17 protein-coding genes are annotated in these 17,285 nt (G+C 65.7%); 3 read left to right on the top strand and 14 right to left on the bottom strand.

Features of this window, described 5'->3' with window-relative positions:
• Positions 1-5: 5 nt before the first annotated feature.
• Positions 6-1,115, top strand: a complete 1,110-nt coding sequence (locus tag A7X65_RS05275; protein WP_063683236.1) for an ABC transporter ATP-binding protein — start codon at positions 6-8, stop codon at positions 1,113-1,115.
• On the top strand, positions 1,112-1,879 hold the full coding sequence (locus A7X65_RS05270; RefSeq protein WP_063683235.1) for an SDR family NAD(P)-dependent oxidoreductase: 768 nt from the start codon (positions 1,112-1,114) through the stop codon (positions 1,877-1,879). The genes A7X65_RS05275 and A7X65_RS05270 overlap by 4 nt, the downstream gene beginning before the upstream one ends.
• A 112-nt stretch (positions 1,880-1,991) precedes the next feature.
• Here A7X65_RS05270 and lpxB read toward each other — a convergent pair whose 3' ends face one another.
• From lpxB to lpxA, 3 genes are read right to left on the bottom strand one after another with little or no spacing between them, the layout of a single operon-like run.
• Positions 1,992-3,170, bottom strand: coding sequence for a lipid-A-disaccharide synthase (gene lpxB / locus A7X65_RS05265; RefSeq protein WP_156527645.1), 1,179 nt, complete (start codon positions 3,168-3,170; stop codon positions 1,992-1,994).
• Entirely contained in the window at positions 3,167-4,024 is an 858-nt protein-coding gene (locus A7X65_RS05260; protein ID WP_063684807.1) for an LpxI family protein, read from the bottom strand. The genes lpxB and A7X65_RS05260 overlap by 4 nt, the downstream gene beginning before the upstream one ends.
• A gap of 19 nt (positions 4,025-4,043) precedes the next feature.
• Entirely contained in the window at positions 4,044-4,835 is a 792-nt protein-coding gene (gene lpxA / locus A7X65_RS05255; protein WP_063683233.1) for an acyl-ACP--UDP-N-acetylglucosamine O-acyltransferase, read from the bottom strand.
• Positions 4,836-5,011: 176 nt separating this feature from the next.
• Between lpxA and A7X65_RS05250 the strand changes: the two genes are divergently transcribed.
• Positions 5,012-5,335, top strand: coding sequence for a KTSC domain-containing protein (locus A7X65_RS05250; RefSeq protein ID WP_063683232.1), 324 nt, complete (start codon positions 5,012-5,014; stop codon positions 5,333-5,335).
• A 22-nt stretch (positions 5,336-5,357) separates the two neighbouring features.
• Here A7X65_RS05250 and fabZ read toward each other — a convergent pair whose 3' ends face one another.
• The 11 genes from fabZ to A7X65_RS05195 all read right to left on the bottom strand — a co-directional run bounded on the left by fabZ (position 5,358) and on the right by A7X65_RS05195 (position 17,219).
• Entirely contained in the window at positions 5,358-5,819 is a 462-nt protein-coding gene (fabZ, locus tag A7X65_RS05245; protein WP_063683231.1) for a 3-hydroxyacyl-ACP dehydratase FabZ, read from the bottom strand.
• Positions 5,816-6,883 carry a UDP-3-O-(3-hydroxymyristoyl)glucosamine N-acyltransferase gene (gene lpxD / locus A7X65_RS05240; protein WP_063683230.1) on the bottom strand — a complete coding sequence of 356 codons (1,068 nt, stop codon included), beginning with the start codon at positions 6,881-6,883 and terminating at the stop codon, positions 5,816-5,818. The genes fabZ and lpxD overlap by 4 nt, the downstream gene beginning before the upstream one ends.
• A 125-nt stretch (positions 6,884-7,008) precedes the next feature.
• A complete protein-coding gene (gene bamA, locus A7X65_RS05235) occupies positions 7,009-9,546 on the bottom strand; it encodes an outer membrane protein assembly factor BamA (protein ID WP_063683229.1) in 2,538 nt (845 codons plus the stop codon).
• Positions 9,547-9,721: 175 nt separating this feature from the next.
• A complete protein-coding gene (rseP, locus tag A7X65_RS05230) occupies positions 9,722-10,873 on the bottom strand; it encodes an RIP metalloprotease RseP (protein WP_063683228.1) in 1,152 nt (383 codons plus the stop codon).
• 44 nt (positions 10,874-10,917) lie between these two features.
• On the bottom strand, positions 10,918-12,141 hold the full coding sequence (dxr, locus tag A7X65_RS05225; protein WP_063683227.1) for a 1-deoxy-D-xylulose-5-phosphate reductoisomerase: 1,224 nt from the start codon (positions 12,139-12,141) through the stop codon (positions 10,918-10,920).
• 4 nt (positions 12,142-12,145) lie between these two features.
• Entirely contained in the window at positions 12,146-12,988 is an 843-nt protein-coding gene (locus A7X65_RS05220) for a phosphatidate cytidylyltransferase (RefSeq protein WP_156527644.1), read from the bottom strand.
• Positions 12,985-13,743 carry an isoprenyl transferase gene (locus tag A7X65_RS05215; RefSeq protein WP_063683226.1) on the bottom strand — a complete coding sequence of 253 codons (759 nt, stop codon included), beginning with the start codon at positions 13,741-13,743 and terminating at the stop codon, positions 12,985-12,987. Before A7X65_RS05215 ends, A7X65_RS05220 begins: the two co-directional genes overlap by 4 nt.
• 12 nt (positions 13,744-13,755) lie before the next feature.
• Positions 13,756-14,319, bottom strand: a complete 564-nt coding sequence (gene frr, locus A7X65_RS05210) for a ribosome recycling factor (protein ID WP_063683225.1) — start codon at positions 14,317-14,319, stop codon at positions 13,756-13,758.
• A 71-nt stretch (positions 14,320-14,390) separates the two neighbouring features.
• Positions 14,391-15,107 carry a UMP kinase gene (gene pyrH, locus A7X65_RS05205; protein ID WP_063683224.1) on the bottom strand — a complete coding sequence of 239 codons (717 nt, stop codon included), beginning with the start codon at positions 15,105-15,107 and terminating at the stop codon, positions 14,391-14,393.
• Between the two features lie 60 nt (positions 15,108-15,167).
• The gene (gene tsf, locus A7X65_RS05200; protein ID WP_063683223.1) at positions 15,168-16,091 is read right to left on the bottom strand and encodes a translation elongation factor Ts; all 924 of its coding nucleotides are present in this window, start codon (positions 16,089-16,091) and stop codon (positions 15,168-15,170) included.
• Between the two features lie 132 nt (positions 16,092-16,223).
• Complete coding sequence (locus tag A7X65_RS05195) at positions 16,224-17,219, bottom strand: 30S ribosomal protein S2 (protein ID WP_018642316.1); 996 nt, start codon at positions 17,217-17,219, stop codon at positions 16,224-16,226.
• Between the last annotated feature and the right edge of the window lie 66 nt (positions 17,220-17,285).

The raw sequence follows: 17,285 nt of genomic DNA, 5'->3' as shown, positions 1-17,285 counted from the left end.
TGGTTATGGCCGCGTTGAGCATTCGCGCCCTGTCGAAGCGCTACGCCAATCTGGAGGTGCTGAAGGGCATCGACCTCGACATCGAGAGCGGCGAGTTCACCGTGCTGGTCGGGCCGTCGGGCTGCGGCAAGTCCACGCTGCTCAACATCGTCGCCGGACTGGACCATGCCAGCGCGGGCACCGTGGAAATCGGCGGGCGCGTCGTCAACGACGTCCCGCCGAAGGACCGCGACATCGCCATGGTGTTCCAGTCCTACGCGCTCTATCCGTCGATGACGGTGCGCCAGAACATCACCTTCGGCATGGAATGCCGGGGTGTCGCCAAGGCCGAGCAGGAGAAGGCGCTGGCGAACGTGGCGCGCTTGCTTCAGATCGAACCACTGCTCGGCCGCAAGCCGTCGCAGCTCTCGGGCGGCCAGCGCCAGCGCGTCGCGATGGGCCGGGCGCTGGTGCGCGATCCCCTGCTCTTTTTGTTCGACGAGCCGCTCTCCAATCTCGACGCGAAACTCCGCGTCGAGATGCGGATGGAGATCAAGCGCCTGCACCAGCGCATCGGCGCCACCATCATCTATGTCACCCACGACCAGATCGAGGCGATGACGATGGCAACGCGCATCGCCGTCATGCATCGGGGCGTGGTGCAGCAGTTCGCCGACCCCGACACCGTGTACCGCTATCCCGCCAATTTGTTCGTCGCCCGCTTCATGGGCTCGCCACCGATGAACACCGTGCCCGCGCGACTCGAGGCCGATGCCGGCGGGCCGGTGGTCGTGATCGGCGCCGGGCGGCCGGACGAGGTTCGTCTGCGCCTCCGGGGCTACGATGCAGCGGCGCCCTATGTCGGCCGCGAGGTGGTGTTCGGGATCAGGCCGGAATGCATCGCCGAGGGTGAACGGGTGTTTTCCGGCGAGGCGCCGATCATCGTCAACGCACCGGTGGAGATGGTCGAGCCGACCGGGGCCGAGACCATTGTGTTGCTGCGGCTGGGCGGCGAGCCCGCGCAGGCGCGCATCTCCCCGGACGTCCGCCCTGCGCCGGGTGAGGTCGCGCCCTTCGCGCTCGACACCCGCCGCATCTGCCTGTTCGACCCCGAGACGGAGCGACTGATCGCATGACAAGAACGAACTATGCAGGCCTCGCGGACCGCGTGGTGTTGATTACCGGCGGCGCCAGCGGCATCGGCGCCGCCTTCGTGCGCGCCTTCGCGGGTCAAGGCGCCCGCGTTGCGTTTCTCGACGTCGACGAAGCGGCGGGCGCGGCGCTGGCGGCGGAGGTAGCGGCCGCGGCCGGCACGACGCCGCTATTCGTGCGCTGCGACCTCCTCGACATCGAGGCCCTGCGCACCGCGATGGCGGAGGTCCACCGCAAGCTCGGAGACGCCGCAGTGCTCGTCAACAACGCCGCCAACGACCAGCGCCACGTGCTCGCGGACGTGACGCCCGCCGAGTTCGACTGGACCATCGGCGTCAACCTCAGGCACGTGTTCTTTGCCGCACAGGCCGTGGTGCCGCAGATGCAGGCGCGCGGCGGCGGCTCGATCGTCAACATGTCGTCGATCGCCTGGATGCGCGGCGCCCCGGCGTTGCCGGTCTATGCCGCGGCGAAGGCAGCGATCGTCGGCTTCACCAATTCGCTGGCGCGGTCGGTCGGTCCCGACCGCATCCGCGTCAATGCGATCGCGCCAGGCATGGTGATCACCGAGCGCCAGCGCCGGCTGTGGTATCCGGACGAGCGCGTCATCGCCGAGTTTCGTACCCGTCAGGCCGTCCCCGACGCGGTGACGCCTGAAGACATCGCCAGAATGGCGCTGTTTCTCGCCTCCGACGAGAGCCAGCGCATCACCAGCCAGTGTTTTCGGGTGGATGGCGGGTTGGCCTAACGGCACGGGAAGTACCGTAGGGTGGGCAAAGCGAAGCGTGCCTACGACTTTCCCGCAACCAACAACGGCAAGGTGGGCACGCTGCGCGTTGCCCACCCTACAAGACCGTCTTCTATCGCCGGCCCTTCCGCATCGTCGCCAGCACGACATCGGCCGCGAGCACGCTGGGCGACTTGTTGCCGGTCGACATGATCCGGTCGAGCCGGGCGAAGGCTTCGACCTGCCGCTGGCGCAGCGGCGTGTCGGTCAGCACCTCCGACAACGCCTGGGCAAGCTTCTCCGGCGTGCAGTCCTCCTGCAGGTATTCCGGAATAACGTCCTCGCCGATCACGAGATTGGCGAGGATCACCGAGGAGACGCGGATCGCGCGGCGCAGGATGAAGGCTTCGATCGCGCCGACGCGATAGGCCGTCACCATGGGAATGCCCGATAGCGCAAGCTCCAGCGTCACCGTGCCGGACTTCGCCAGCGCGGCGTGCGCGAGACGGAAGGCGGCGCGCCGCTCGGCCTCGCCGATCACGATCTGCGGCTTGACCGCCCAGCTCGCGATCCCCTGGCGCACGGTGGCTTCGAGATGCGGCATGGTCGGCAGCATCAGCTCGAAGGCGCGCCCCTGCCCCTGCAGCCGGCCGAGCGCCGCGCCGAACACGTCGAGATGATGCCGGATCTCGCTGCGGCGGCTGCCGGGCAGCACCAGCAGCACCGGCGGCTCACCGTCGCGGCGCGCCTGCTCCTGCGCGTTCGGTCGCAGCGAAGACAATTGCTCGATCAGGGGGTGTCCGACATAGCTGCAGGGCGGCCCGCCGAGCTTGCGGTATTCCTCCGGCTCGAACGGCAAGAGGCCAAGCACGTGATCGACATAGCCGAGCATGGTCCGCGCCCGTCCCGGCCGCCAGGCCCAGAGCTGCGGCGAGACATAATCGACGACGGGGATCGCAGGGTTCTTCGCACGGACGCGGCGGGCGACGCGATGGGTGAAATCCGGACTGTCGATGATGACGAGCGCGTCGGGCGCGGCTTCCAGAACGGCGTCCACGGTCCCGCGGATCAGCCGCAGGATCTTCGGCAATTGCTGCACCACTGCGGCGAAACCAACGATCGACAGCTCCTCGATCGGAAACAGCGTTTCCAGCCCCTCGCGCGCCATGGTGCGGCCGCCGACACCGACGAACTGCACGCCGTCGCCAAGCCGCTGGCGCAGCACCTTCATCAGCGCGCTGCCGAGCCGGTCGCCGGATTCCTCCGTCGCGATCAGGAAGATCTTTCGCTGGGGATCGCGGGTCTGCATCACGCGGGCAGGCCGATGACGAAGAGATATTTGGCGTCGGCAAGCGCGATCATCGCCTGCGGCTCGGCGGCGATCGTGTTGCCGGCCATGACGGCGATGCCGGCAAGGCCGGCCTTGGCGACACCCTCGATGGTGCGCGGGCCGATCGTCGGCAAGTCGAAGCGCAGATCCTGCCCGCTCTTCGGCGCCTTCACCAGCACGCCGCGGCCGGTCGCGGCGCGGATGCGGCCCTCCTCGCGCAGCCGCGCCACGCGCGCGAGCAGCGCGTCGGTGCCCTCAATGTCCTCGACCGCCACCACGTGGCCGTCGATCACCACGGCAGCCTGGCCGATGTCAAACGGACCGAGCGCCGTCAGCACCGCGCGCCCGCGCTCGATGTCGGCCTTGGCATTGTCGTTCGGCCAGGCGCGACTGATGCAGCCCTCGGGCATCAAGAGGTCAGGCGCGACGTCCTTGATGCCCACCATGCGGAAGCCGTCCTGCTCGAGGATGCGGCCGACGCCGGAAAGAAGATGGTCGTCGCCGCCGCGAAAGGCGCGGATGACATTGCCGAGCAGGCGCAGCGTCTTCATGTCGAAGCGGATCTCGGACAGCGACGGCCGCACCAGGGTGCCGATGAAGATCAGGTCGCGGCAGCCCTCCTCGCGGAACAGGCGCATCGCGCGGCCGAGCTGGCCGACAGAGATCCAGCGGTGGCGGAATTTCTCCACCCGCGCCGGATCGCAGGCGCCGCGGAGCGGAAACAGCACCGGCGTGATGCCGCGCGCGGCGAGCGAGTCGGCCACCGCGAACGGCATCGCGCCGCCGCCGGCGACCACGCCGACCGGCGATGAAATCTCAGGAGCCGCCGATGTCATGTCCGCGGCCATCCCGGGTTCACTTCGCGATGGCGGGAAGACAGAGCGGGCGCTTGCCCTTGCCGATGAAGTCGAGGATTTCGGCGATGGCGGGATCTTCTCCCGCCAGCGGCCGCGCCGCCTCGAGCCGCTCGGCGAACGTGCCCGGCCCGTGGAAGAGCTTCTGGTAGAAGCCACGCACCGTCGCGAGCCGCTGCTTGGTGAATTTGCGGCGCTTCATACCGATGAGGTTGAGGCCCTCGAGCGCGGCATACTGGCCATTGACCAGTCCGAACGGGATGATGTCGTCGCGGACGCCGCAGACGCCGCCCACCATGACCTGCGGCCCGATCCGGGTAAACTGGTGGACCGCGGACAGGCCGCCGATGAAGACGAAATCGCCGATCTCGCAGTGACCGCCGAGCGTCGCCGACGTCGCGAAGATCACGTCGTTGCCGACATGGCAGTCATGGCCGACATGGCTGCAGTTCATGAAGTAGCCGCGGTCACCGACCGAGGTGATGCCGCCGCCGGCGACCGTGCCGGCGTTCATGGTCACGGACTCGCGGATGGTGCAGCCCGATCCGATCGTAAGCCTGGTCAGCTCGCCACGATAGCTGAGCGACTGCGGCGGCGTGCCGAGCGAGGCGAAAGGATAGATCGTGCAATCGTCCCCGATGGTGGTCTGCGCCGTGATGTGCACATGCCCGATCAGCTTGCAGTTCGCGCCGATCACGACATTCGGGCCAATGATGCAATAGGGGCCGATCTCGGTGCCCTCGCCGATCACGGCGCCGTCCGCGACCCGTGCGGTGGGATCAATCTTGCTCATCAAGCAATCTAACTCGTCAAGAAGGTCTGATTGTGTGTTGAAGTCGTTAGGTTTTCCGCTGGTTAGCGCGACTATGCCCGATCTGTCCAGTGACGTATCATCTCGCCGTGTTTCAAGTGCCGGATGAGGCCGCCATCCCGGCCCTTCAACGTGTTCATGTGGAGCTTGAAGTCATTATGGTCAGGGCCCTGGCAGTTCTGCTCGCGCAGCTCGCGGCTGCGCCGATCGTCTCCGAAACGGTCGAGACCGCCGAGCGCCACCTGGTCGATCTCGCAACGTTCGAGTGCCGCGACATCACCCGCAGCACGGTGCTCCAGCGGGTCTGCTACGATCGCGCGCGGCAGGACCTCGTCGTCATCGCAGACGGCGCCTATGGCCGCTATTGCGGCGTCACGGCCGAGACGGTCGAACGCCTCCTGGGCGCACCGTCGATGGGCCAGTTCTTCAACCGGAATATCAGGCGCGAGGCTGGCGGCAGCCGCTACGACTGCCGCGCGTGACGCCCTTCGCGCAGCGGCGCGATCAGTCCGTCAGCATCGCGCCGACGTCGGCTTCGGCAACGACCGTCCCGTTGACCTTGGCATCGCCGTGAAACCACCACATGGCCTTGCGGCGGCCGAGCGAGCGCATGTGATACTCGATGGTATCGCCCGGCAGCACGGGCTTGCGAAACTTGCATTTGTCGATGGTGAGGAAATACACCGCGCGCGGCTTCTCAGTGCCCTCGACCGACTTGATGCCGATCACGCCCGCCGTCTGCGCCATCGCCTCGATCATCATCACGCCGGGATACACCGGGCGTTCGGGGAAATGCCCCTGGAAGGCCGGCTCGTTGAAGGTGACGTTCTTGATGCCGATGCCGCTGTAATCGGCCCTGATGTTGATCACGCGGTCGATCAGGAGCATCGGAAACCGGTGCGGCAGCGTCTGGAGGATCGCATTGATATCCACCAGCTCGAACTTGATAGGTGATTCCTCCGTCATTCCCGTCCCTCGTCCTTCGGCTCGGCCTTGCTGTCCCGCACCAGGCGCTCCACCGCGATAATCTCTTTGAACCATTGTTTGGTCGGCTTGGCGAAATGCCCGCCCCAGCGGCCGCCCGGAGGAATGTCGTCCTTGACCGCGCTCATCGCGGTCACCTGGGCGCCATCGCCGATCTTGAGGTGATTGTTGATGCCCACCTTTGCTCCGAGCGCCACGTTGTCGCCGATGGTCAGGCTGCCGGCGAGGCCGATCTGGGCCGCCAGCAGGCAGTGCCGGCCGATGGTCACATTGTGGCCGATCTGGACCTGATTGTCGATTTTGGTCCCCTCGCCGATGACCGTGTCCCGCAGCGACCCGCGATCGATCGTGGTGTTGGCGCCGACCTCGACATCGTTCTGGATCAGCACGCGCCCGGTCTGGGGCACCTTCAGATGCCCCTCGGGGCCGAAGAAGATGAAGCCATAGCCGTCCTGGCCGATCGAGCAGCCGGGATGGATCAGGACGTTGTTGCCGATCAGCGCGCATTGGATCGCCGTGCGGGCGCCCACATTGCAGTCCCGGCCGATCTTGACGCCGGGCCCGATCACCGCGCCGACGCCGACCACCGTGCCGCTGCCGATCTCGACATCCGCACCGATCACCGCCAGCGGCTCGACGACCACGCCGTCCTCGAGCCGGGCCGTGGGATCGATGATGGCCGACGGCGCAATGCCGTCATTGCCGGTCCAGGATTGCGGCCTCAGAGCCTCGCCATGCCACTCGCGCGCGATCCTGACGAAGGCCCGGAACGGCTGCGCCACGCGCAGCACGGCCACATGCGCGGGCACCTGGGCCTCGAAGCGCGGACTGACCAGAACGGCCCCCGCCCTGGTTGCCCGGAGCTGGTCGGCATATTTGAGATTGTCGAAGAACGCCAGATGCATCGGGCCGGCTTCGTCGAGTGAGGCCAGACCCGTGATGACATGGCCGCCCCTTGCGGGGTCGACAAGCTGCGCCTTGGTCAGCGTGGCAATCTCGGCCAGTGCTGTCGCAGGCGGTTTTGTGAAGAAGATCGGCTGCGCCATTCCACCCCGTCGCGGTCCGGCTTCGGCATGAAGCGGCAAGGCCGCATCATGCCTCATCTCTTGGACTGGCACGATCCTTTTCGGAAACCGGCTCCAACGATCCGGATCGTGCCGTGCTGTTCACGTTAGAACGTGGTGCCGCCGCCGAACCGGAACTCCTGCGTGCGGTCGTACTTGCCCTTGGTGAGCGGAACCGCGTAGTCGAACCGCAGCGGACCGAACGGCGACTGCCAGATCAGGCCGACACCGACCGACGAACGAACGGTGTTGCCGTTGTCGTACACCAGGCCAGTACAAGTTCCGGCCGTGGGCGGATTGACGGTCGACGGCACGCAGTTCGAGTTCTTGGGCGTGGTCATTTCGTTCGTCAGCGACCACGTCGTCGGTCCCTGATAATCGAAGAGGCCACCGGCATCGGCATAGACCGCGCCCTTCAGACCCACTTCCTTCGGCAGGAACCAGAACGGCATCTGCAATTCGAACGAAGCACCCCAATACTTGGTGCCGCCGAGCGCATCCTGCGTGCCGAAGGGATTCAGATCGCGGGGACCGATGCCGTTCGGAGCGAAGCCGCGAACCAGGTTCGGGCCCATCTGGAAGTGGTCGAGCATGCGCAGATCGCTGCCCATCTTGGTCAGGATACCGCCCTGGAGATGGACGAGGCCGACGATGTCCGAGACCAGCGGGGTGTAGTACTTACCGTCCGCAACGGTCTTCAGATAGGAGACGTCGCCGCCGACGCCGGCGAAGTCCTGCCGGAAGTCGATGAGCAGACCGTCGGTCGGGTTCTTGTTGTTGTCCAGCGTGTTGTAGCTGAGCGTGTAGCCGAGCGCCGAGGTCAGGGTCTTGCCGTTGGCAAGCTCCTTGCGCACCGGCAGCGAAGCTTCGCCGTCGCTGTAGCAGCCGAGGCCGTTGGTCGAGCTCAGGTCCGGAACGCCGCCATTGGAATTGACGAAGGCCGGGCTCGGGTTGAACGCCGCTGAACCGACGACGTTGTTACAGTTCGCCAGGTAGTACGGCAGCGAGATTTCCTGCCGATAGATCGAGTAGCGCACCTGGAGCGCCAGATCTTCACGCAAGGAGAAGCCGAGGCGCGGCGAGAAGCCGAGCGTCTTGGTGCCGTAGGAGATGTAGCTGTTGGACTTCTGCTCACGCTGATAGAGGTCGAGGCCCAGCGCGACGCGGTAGTCGAGCAGATACGGCTCGACGAACGACAGCGAATAGCCTCGTGCATACTGGCCGTAGGTCACCGCCGCCTTGGCGAACAGGCCGCGGCCCAGCAGGTTGCGCTCGGACACCGACACTTCGGCCAGCGCGCCGTCGGTCGTGGAATAGCCGCCCGAGATCGAGAAGTCGCCGGTCGACTTCTCTTCCATGTCGACGATCAGGATGACGCGGTCGCTCGACGAGCCGGGCTCCGTCGTGATCTTGATGGACTTGAAGTAGTCGAGGTTCTTCAGGCGCCGCTCGGCACGATCGACCAGCGCGCGGTTGTAGGCATCGCCCTCGGAGATGTCGAACTCGCGGCGGATCACGTAGTCGCGCGTGCGGGTGTTGCCGCGCAGATTGATGCGCTCGATATAGGTGCGCGGGCCCTCGTCGATGTTGAACACGACGGACACGGTGTGCGCCTCGAAATTGCGGTCGCCGCCGGGACGGACCACGGCGAAGGCATAACCGCGGCGCGAGGCCTCGATCTGCATCTCCTCGACCGACTTCTCGACCGATTCGACGTTGTAGAGCGACCCGACATTGACGCGCGAATAGCCGCGCATCGATGAGGGATCGAAGTTTGGAATGCTGGTGCGGAAGTCGACCGCGCCGACGCGGTACTGCGAGCCTTCCTCGATCTTGAAGGTGACGTTGAAGCCCTTCTTCTCCGGATCGTATTCGGTCAGCGCGGCCACGACCTGGACGTCGGCGAAGCCGTTCTTGAGATAGAAGCGGCGCAGCAGGTCGCGGTCGGCCTCGACGCGATCGGGATCGTAGATGTCGCCGCTGGCAAGGAAGCTGAGCAGATTCGATTCGCGCGTCTTGATGACGTCCCGCAGGCGGTAGGACGAGAACGCGACGTTGCCGACGAAGTCGATCGACTTCACGCCGGTCTTGGAGCCTTCGACGATCGTGAAGATGAGGTCGACGCGGTTGTTCGGCTGCTCGATGACTTCGGGCGTGACGCGCACGTCGTAGCGGCCGGAGCGGCGATAGATTTCAGCGATTCGCAGCGTGTCGGACTGCACCATGGCACGGGAGAAGGTTCCGCGCGCCTTGGACTGGACCTCGCCGGTGAGCTGCTCGTCCTTGATCTTCTTGTTGCCCTCGAAGGCAATGCGGCCAATCACCGGGTTTTCCACCACGGAGACAATGACCTGGCCACCGGGGCCGCGATTGATCCTGACGTCCTGGAACAGGCCGGTCTCGATCAGGGCCTTGAGGCCGTCATCGATGGCGCCCTGATCCAGGCGGCCGCCCGGGCCCGGCTTGAAATAGGAGCGGATCGTCTCCACCTCGACACGGCGATTTCCTTCGACGGAAATCGACTGAACGGTCTGAGCGAGCGCAGACGAAGACACAAAAACAGCCCCAACCGGGGCAGCCACCGGCGCGCCGAACATGATCAGGGTTGCGAGCAAGCCCCCCCGGAGTCGCAGTCCAAACTTCATGCGCAACGCGCCCTTATCATTCCGTGCCAGACCCAACCCCAACGCCGGTCCGGAGATTCCCCAAGTTCAGGCCGCTTGTAGCCAATTTCGCTCACGCCGCAAACGGCCGAAAGCGCCGTAATTTCAATTTCATTCCAAGACGTTGCTGATCAGCAACGCCACAAAAAAGCCCCTATCAGGAAGCTGCCATCCGCAGGATGTCGTTGTAGGTGGCAAACACCATCAACATCAGCACCAAACCCAGCCCGATTCGGAACCCCATCTCCTGCGTCCGCTCCGACAGCGGCCGGCCGCGGACGACCTCCGCCGCATAGAACATAAGGTGACCGCCATCGAGCAGCGGGATCGGGAACAGGTTCAGCAGGCCGATCGACACCGACAGCACCGCGCAGAGGTTGATCACGAACTGGAACCCGGCGCTGGCCGCCTGCCCCGACATTTTCGCGATTCCGAGGACACCGCTGACCTCGTTGGGATTGCCGTTTCCGACGAACAGCGAGCCCAGGAACTTGAAGGTGCTGGTGATGATGAACCAGACCTGCTCGACGCCGATCTTGAGCGCTTCGCCGACACCCACCGGCGCGGTCGAGGCCTCGCCGGCCTGAGATTTGTGCTCGACACCGAGCACGCCGACACGATGGCTGTTGCCGAAGGGATCCTTGCGCTCGAGCAGCGCCGGGGTCGCGGTCAGCGACACGATGGACCCGTCCCGCTTGACCTGGAACGCAAGCGCCGAACCGGCATTCATCGCAACGATTCGCTGCATGTCGGCAAAGCTCTCGATCGGCTTGCCGTCGATCTGGACGACCACGTCGCCGATCTTGAAGCCGGCTGCGGCCGCCGCACCGTCGGCTACGACGCCGTCGACGCGCGCGATCGTGCTCGGCTTGCCGTAATACAGGGCCATGCCGGCGAAGATCAGCGCGCCCAGGATGAAATTGGCGATCGGTCCGGCCGCGACGATGGCTGCACGCGGGCCGACCTTCTTGTGGTGGAAGCTGCCGGCGCGCTCCTCGGCCGTCATCGCCGCCAGCGACTCGGCCGACGGGGTCGAGGCCTCGCTCTCGTCGCCGAAGAACTTGACGTAGCCGCCGAGCGGGATCGCCGAGATCTTCCAGCGGGTGCCGTGACGGTCGTTGAAACCGATCAGCTCAGGTCCGAAACCGAGCGAAAAGGTTAACACCCGAACGCCCGCCCAGCGCGCGACCAGGAAATGGCCGAGCTCATGGAAGAACACGACGATGGTCAGGACGAAGAGGAAGGGAACTGCGTAACCGAGGAGCCCATGGCTCAACGTATTGAAACTATGGACGAAAAAGTCGATCATCGATATCCCTCATCCAGCGCCGCAAGGCCCTGGCCCCGAACCAACTAGGATGCCTTTAAGGCAATTTGAGGCAATAGGGCGGCGGCTCTATTTCGAGCAACATGGTCAACAGATATAGCATCATCCGCTGATGTCATCGGGGCCTGGTTTCCGCTCCGGATCCAGTCGTCCAGCGTCGCCTCGACCAGCCGCGCAATGGCGCCGAACCGGATCTTGCCGGCGATGAAAGCGGCGACCGCGACCTCGTTGGCCGCGTTGTAGACCGTCGTCGCCCCCTTCCCGGTCCGGAGCGAGTCGAAAGCCAGACGCAGTCCGGGGAACCGTTCGAAGTCCGGCGCCTCGAAGGTGAGCTGGCCGATCTTGGCGAGGTCCAGCTTGGCCGCCGGCCCCTTGATGCGGTCGGGCCAGCCGAGGCAGTGCGCGATCGGCGTGCGCATGTCGGGGGCGCCGAGCTGGGCCATCACCGAGCGATCGGAGAATTCCACCATGCCATGGATGATCGACTGCGGATGCACCAGCACGTCGATTTCGTCGGGCGAGAGCGCGAACAGATAGGAAGCCTCGATCACCTCGAGCCCCTTGTTCATCATCGAGGCGGAGTCGATCGTGATCTTCTGGCCCATGCTCCAGTTCGGATGCTTGAGCGCCTGTTCGAGCGTCGCCTGCTCGATATCGGCCGGCTTCCAGGTCCGGAACGGGCCGCCCGACGCGGTGATGATGACGCGGACGAGCTCGTCGCGATTGCCCGATGCCAGCGCCTGGAACAGCGCGTTGTGCTCGGAATCGGCCGGCAGGATGCACGCGCCGGCTTTCGCAGCGCGCTGCATGAAGAAATCGCCGGCGCAGACGAGACATTCCTTGTTGGCGAGCGCGACATGCGCGCCGCGATCGACCGCCGCCAGAGCCGGCTTCAGCCCGGCCGCGCCGCTGACCGCCGCCATCACCCAATCGGCCGGCCGCGCGCCGGCCTCGATCACCGCGCTTTCGCCGGCGCCGCATTCAGTGCTCGTCCCCGCAAGCGCGGTCTTGAGCTCACCGAGCTTCGAGCTGTCTGCGATCGCAACGAAGCGCGCGGAAAATTCCTTCGCGAGCTTGGCCAGCGCTTCGACATTGCTGTTCGCCGTCAGCGCCTCGACGCGGTAGCGCTCGGGCGAAGCGCGCAGCAAATCCATCGTGCTGTCGCCGATCGAGCCGGTGGCGCCGAGAACCGTGACGCTGCGAACGTCGGACGCAGCAAGCCTGTTATTACGCAATGGGACTGCGCTCATATCCTCACCAAACCATAAGACCGCTTCCGGCGCTATGCACACCGTGACGGAGAAAGCCGATAATCCAGGCCACCAGGATGGCCGCAACAAAGCCGTCCAGGCGGTCCATAAGCCCGCCATGGCCGGGAATTAAGTGACTGGAATCCTTGACGCCGAACCGCCGCTTCACCGCGGATTCGAAGAGGTCGCCGAGCTGCGACACCACCGAGAGCACGGCGCTGACGAGCAGCAGCGGGACCAGCTTGCCGATCCCGCAAGCGGCAAAGCCCGAAGCGACCGCAAGGCTCGCGGCAAAGCCGCCGAGGGCTCCGGCCCAGGTCTTCTTCGGGCTCACCCGCGGCCACAATTTCGGGCCGCCAAGGCCGCGGCCGGCGAAATAGCCGCCGATATCCGTCGCCCACACCACCAGCAGCACGAACATCAGCGCGGCGAAACCGTTGACGAGATCCTTCCGCACCAGGATCGAGGCCAGCAGCGCCGCCGACGCATAGGCAAAGCCGGTCCCGGCCCAGACGAACCTGCCGCGCGCGATCAGCATGATGATGGCGCCGCCGACGCAGCCGACGACGATGGCGGTCTTGAGCGCGCCGGCGGCAACGCACAAGCCCATCATGGCAATGACGATCGTCCCCGCCCCGGTCAGCGCGGTCGAGCCCGCCCCGACCACCATCAGCCATTCCGCGAACAGCCCGATCGACACCAGGGTGACGAGAAGCGCCCACAGCCAGCCGCCGGCATAGGCGATCGCAATGGTCACCGGCGCCAGCACCAGCGCTGCGAGGACTCGCATCACGAGGTTGCTCGGGGCGGGCTTGGCGCCCGCGGGTGCGGTGTCGGATTCGCTCACGAGGCGGTTTTCGCGACCAGGCCGCCGAAACGGCGCTCGCGCCTGGCAAATTCGGCGATCGCGCCTTCCAGCGCCGCCTTGTCGAAATCGGGCCAGTGGATCGGCACGAAGACCAGCTCGCTATAGGCCGCCTGCCACATCAGGAAGTTGGAGAGGCGCTGCTCGCCGCTGGTGCGGATGATCAGATCGGGATCGGGAATGTCGGGCGCATCGAGATGCGCACCGAGCGTCTCGGCGTCGATCGTGGCGGGGTCGCGCTTGCCTTCCGCGACTTCGCGCGCAAGCTTCTGCGCAGCTTTCGCGATCTCCTGGCGCGAGCCGTAGTTGAACGCGACGACGAGCGTGAGGCGCGTGTTGTCGCGCGTCAGCTCTTCGGCTTCGTTGAGCAGCGCGCAGATGTCGCCCTCGAGCCCGTCGCGCTCGCCGATGATGCGGACCTTGACGCCGTCGCGATGCAGGCTCGCCAGATCGTTGCGGATGAAACGGCGGAGCAGGCCGAACAGATCGCCGATCTCGCTCGCCGGACGCGACCAGTTCTCCGACGAGAACGAGAAGATGGTGAGATAGCGGATGCCTAGCTCGTGCGAGGCGCGCACCACGCGGCGCAACGCCTCGACGCCGCGGCGGTGCCCCTCGGCACGCGGCAGGCCGCGTGCGGCCGCCCAACGCCCGTTGCCATCCATGATGATGGCGACATGCGCAGGCGCCTCGGACCGGTCGGGCCCTTCCGTTGCTGGCGCGGCGGCGTTGGACATGGAAAAAAAGCCCTAGACGGTGAGGATTTCTTTTTCCTTGGCGGCCAGCAGCTGGTCGATCTCGGCGATGGTGCCGTCGGTCGCCTTCTGCACCTCGTCGGCATGACGCTTCTGATCGTCCTCCGACATCTCGTGATTCTTCTCGAGCTTCTTGAGCACGTCGAGGCCGTCGCGGCGGACGTGGCGCGCGGCGACCTTGGCGGCTTCCGCGTATTTGTGCGCGACCTTTACCAGCTCCTTGCGCCGCTCCTCGTTGAGCTCGGGGATGCGCAGGCGCAGCACCTGGCCTTCGGTCGCGGGCGACAGGCCGAGATTGGAATCGACGATCGCCTTCTCCACCGCCTTGACCATCGACTTGTCCCAGACCTGCACCGAGATCAGGCGCGGCTCGGGCACGCTGACGGTCGCGAGCTGGTTGAGCGGCATGTGGCTGCCATAAGCATCGACCTGCACGGGATCGAGCATCGAGGCCGACGCGCGGCCGGTGCGCAGGCCGCCAAGCTCGTGCTTGAGCGAGGAGACGGCGCCCTGCATGCGGCGCTTCACTTCGTTGAGGTCGAAATTACCCGTGGCCATCACGTTTCTCCTTCAAAATCCCGGCGACGACCTCACCGCGCCCCTTCCCGGAAAGAGCGCTGGATGAGCCGTCAGCCGGCGACGACGGTTCCGTGGCCGACGCCACGCAGAATCGCACCGATCGAGCCTGGCTCCGCGATCGAAAACACGATGATAGGCAGTGACGTCTCGCGGGCAAGCGCGAAGGCGGTCGCATCCATCACCTTGTAACCGCCCTCGATCGCCTGCGAATGCGTCAGCCGGTCGAACCGCGTGGCGCTTGGGTCCTTCTTCGGGTCGGCCGAGTAGACGCCATCGACATTGGTCGCCTTCAGCACCGCCTGGGCGCCGATTTCGGCGGCACGCAGCACCGCGGTCGTGTCGGTGGTGAAGAACGGATTGCCGGTTCCGCCGCCAAGCAGCAGGATCCGGCCCTCGGCGAGGTATTTGTGCGCCGCCGCGCGGGTGAACAGCTCGGAAACCTCGGGCATGACGAAGGCCGAGAGAGCCCTCGCCGGCGTCCCCTTGCGCTCGATCGTGGCTTCGAGCGCGAGACAGTTCATCATGGTGGCGAGCATGCCCATGGTGTCGCCGGTCGGACGCGACACGCCGCGGGACGACACCTCGACACCGCGGAAGATGTTGCCGCCGCCGATCACGACCGCAACCTCGCATCCGAGCTGGCGGGCGGCGATCAGATCGTCCGCAACCCGGTCCATGGTCGGCTGATCGATGCCGAAGCCTTGCTGTCCCGCGAGATATTCGCCGGACAGCTTGATCACGACGCGACGATAGACCGGATCAGTCATGAGCACTTTCCTCGTCCGGGCGCCGCTTCCGGCGGCACGCCGGAAGGAACGTTCCGGCGCTTACTTCTTGCCGCTGGCCGCCGCGACCTCGGCTGCGAAGTCGCTTTCCTGCTTCTCGATTCCCTCACCGAGAGCATAGCGCACAAAGCCGGCGATCTTCACAGCGCCGCCGACCTTGCCCTCGGCTTCCTTCACCGCCTGCGCCACCGACTTGCCGGTGTCGTGGATGAAGGCCTGCTCGAGCAGGCAGACTTCCTTGTAGTAGGTCTTCAGGCCGGACTCGACGATCTTCTCGATCACGTTCTCGGGCTTGCCCTGCTGACGGTACTTGTCGGCGAGCACGTCCTTCTCGCGCTTGACGACCGCCGGATCGAGGCCGGACGGATCGAGCGCCAGCGGGTTGGTGGCCGCGATATGCATCGCGATCTGGCGGCCGAGCGCGGCGAGCTCGTCGGCCTTGCCCGGCGAGTCCAGCGCGACGATGACGCCCATCTTGCCGGCGCCGTCGATGACCGCACCGTGGACGTAATGCGACACCACGCCCTGCTTGACTTCGAGAGCAGCGGCACGGCGCAGCGTCATGTTCTCGCCGATGGTGGCGATCGCGTCATTGATCGCGGCTTCGACCGTGACGTCGCCGACCTTGGCGGCCTTGATCTTCTCGACGTCGGCACCGGCGTCGAAGGCGACCTGGGCGACCATCTTGACGAGGCCCTGGAACTGGCCGTTGCGCGCGACGAAATCGGTCTCGGAGTTGACCTCGACCACAACGCCCTTGGTGCCCTTGGTGAGCGCACCGATCAGGCCTTCCGCGGCGACGCGGCCGGACTTCTTGGCAGCCTTCGACAGGCCCTTCTTGCGCAGCCAGTCCTGCGCCGCTTCCATGTTGCCGTCGTTCTCGGTCAGCGCGGCCTTGCAGTCCATCATGCCTGCGCCGGTGGACTCGCGCAGATCCTTGACCATCGCAGCAGTGATCGTTGCCATCGTGGAAAATCCTTCTTGCCTGCCGGTTTGCCGCGGCGTGGCTCCAATTGCCCCGCCGCGGTCCATCTCAGGAATTCGCGTCAACTGAATGAAATGGTGGCCGGATCCGATCCGGCCAACCGATCGCTCTGATTATTCCGCTTCCGCGGTCAGCGCCTTGGCCTTGGCCACCCACGCATCCGCGCGGCTCGGCAGACCGACTTCTTCGCCGATCGTGTGCGCGGTGTCGTGGTCGAGCTCGGCGAGCTGCCAGTAGTGGAAGATGCCGAGGTCGTTGAACTTCTTCTCGATCGCGCCCGAGACGCCCGGGAGCTTCTTGAGGTCGTCGGCGGTGCCGCGGGGACCCGCAAGGCCCTGGAAACCGCTCGAGGACGCCGCCGGCAGCTCTTCGGCGACCGGACGAACCGAGGCGCCAATGTCGATGCCCGAATCGCCCTGGGCACGCGAGATTCCGTCGATCGCGGCGCGCGCGATCAGGTCGCAATACAGCGCAATTGCGCGGCCGGCGTCGTCATTGCCGGGGACCACATAGGTGATGCCCTTCGGATCCGAATTGGTGTCGACGATCGCGGCGACCGGAATGTTGAGGCGCTGGGCCTCCTGGATCGCGATGTCTTCCTTGTTGGTGTCGATCACGAAGATCAGGTCGGGCAGACCGCCCATGTCCTTGATGCCGCCGAGCGAGCGGTCGAGCTTGTCGCGCTCGCGCTGAAGCGTCAGGCGCTCCTTCTTCGTGTAGGAATTGGCTTCGCCGCCCGAGAGCACGTCGTCGAGATGACGCAGACGCTTGATCGAGGCCGAGATCGTCTTCCAGTTGGTCAGCGTGCCGCCGAGCCAGCGCGAGTTGACGAAGTACTGCGCGCAGCGCTTGGCCGCGTCAGCAACGCCGTCCTGCGCCTGGCGCTTGGTGCCGACGAACAGGATGCGGCCGCCCTTGGCGACGGTGTCGCTGACGGCCTGAAGGGCCGTGTGCAGCATCGGCACGGTCTGGGCGAGGTCGACGATGTGGATGTTGTTGCGAGCGCCGAAAATGAACGGAGCCATTTTCGGATTCCAGCGGTGAGACTGGTGACCAAAGTGCACGCCAGCTTCGAGCAGCTGACGCATAGTGAAATCGGGCAGTGCCATCGTTCTAATTCTCCGGTTGGTTCCTCCGGAAGCGTGTGAGCAAAACAGAGCGTTGTCGCCCCGGTT

The sequence above is a fragment of the Bradyrhizobium stylosanthis genome, assembly GCF_001641335.1.
Lineage (GTDB): Bacteria > Pseudomonadota > Alphaproteobacteria > Rhizobiales > Xanthobacteraceae > Bradyrhizobium > Bradyrhizobium stylosanthis.
Note: the sequence above shows the minus strand (reverse complement) of the source record. Positions and strands in the feature narration are given on the sequence as shown.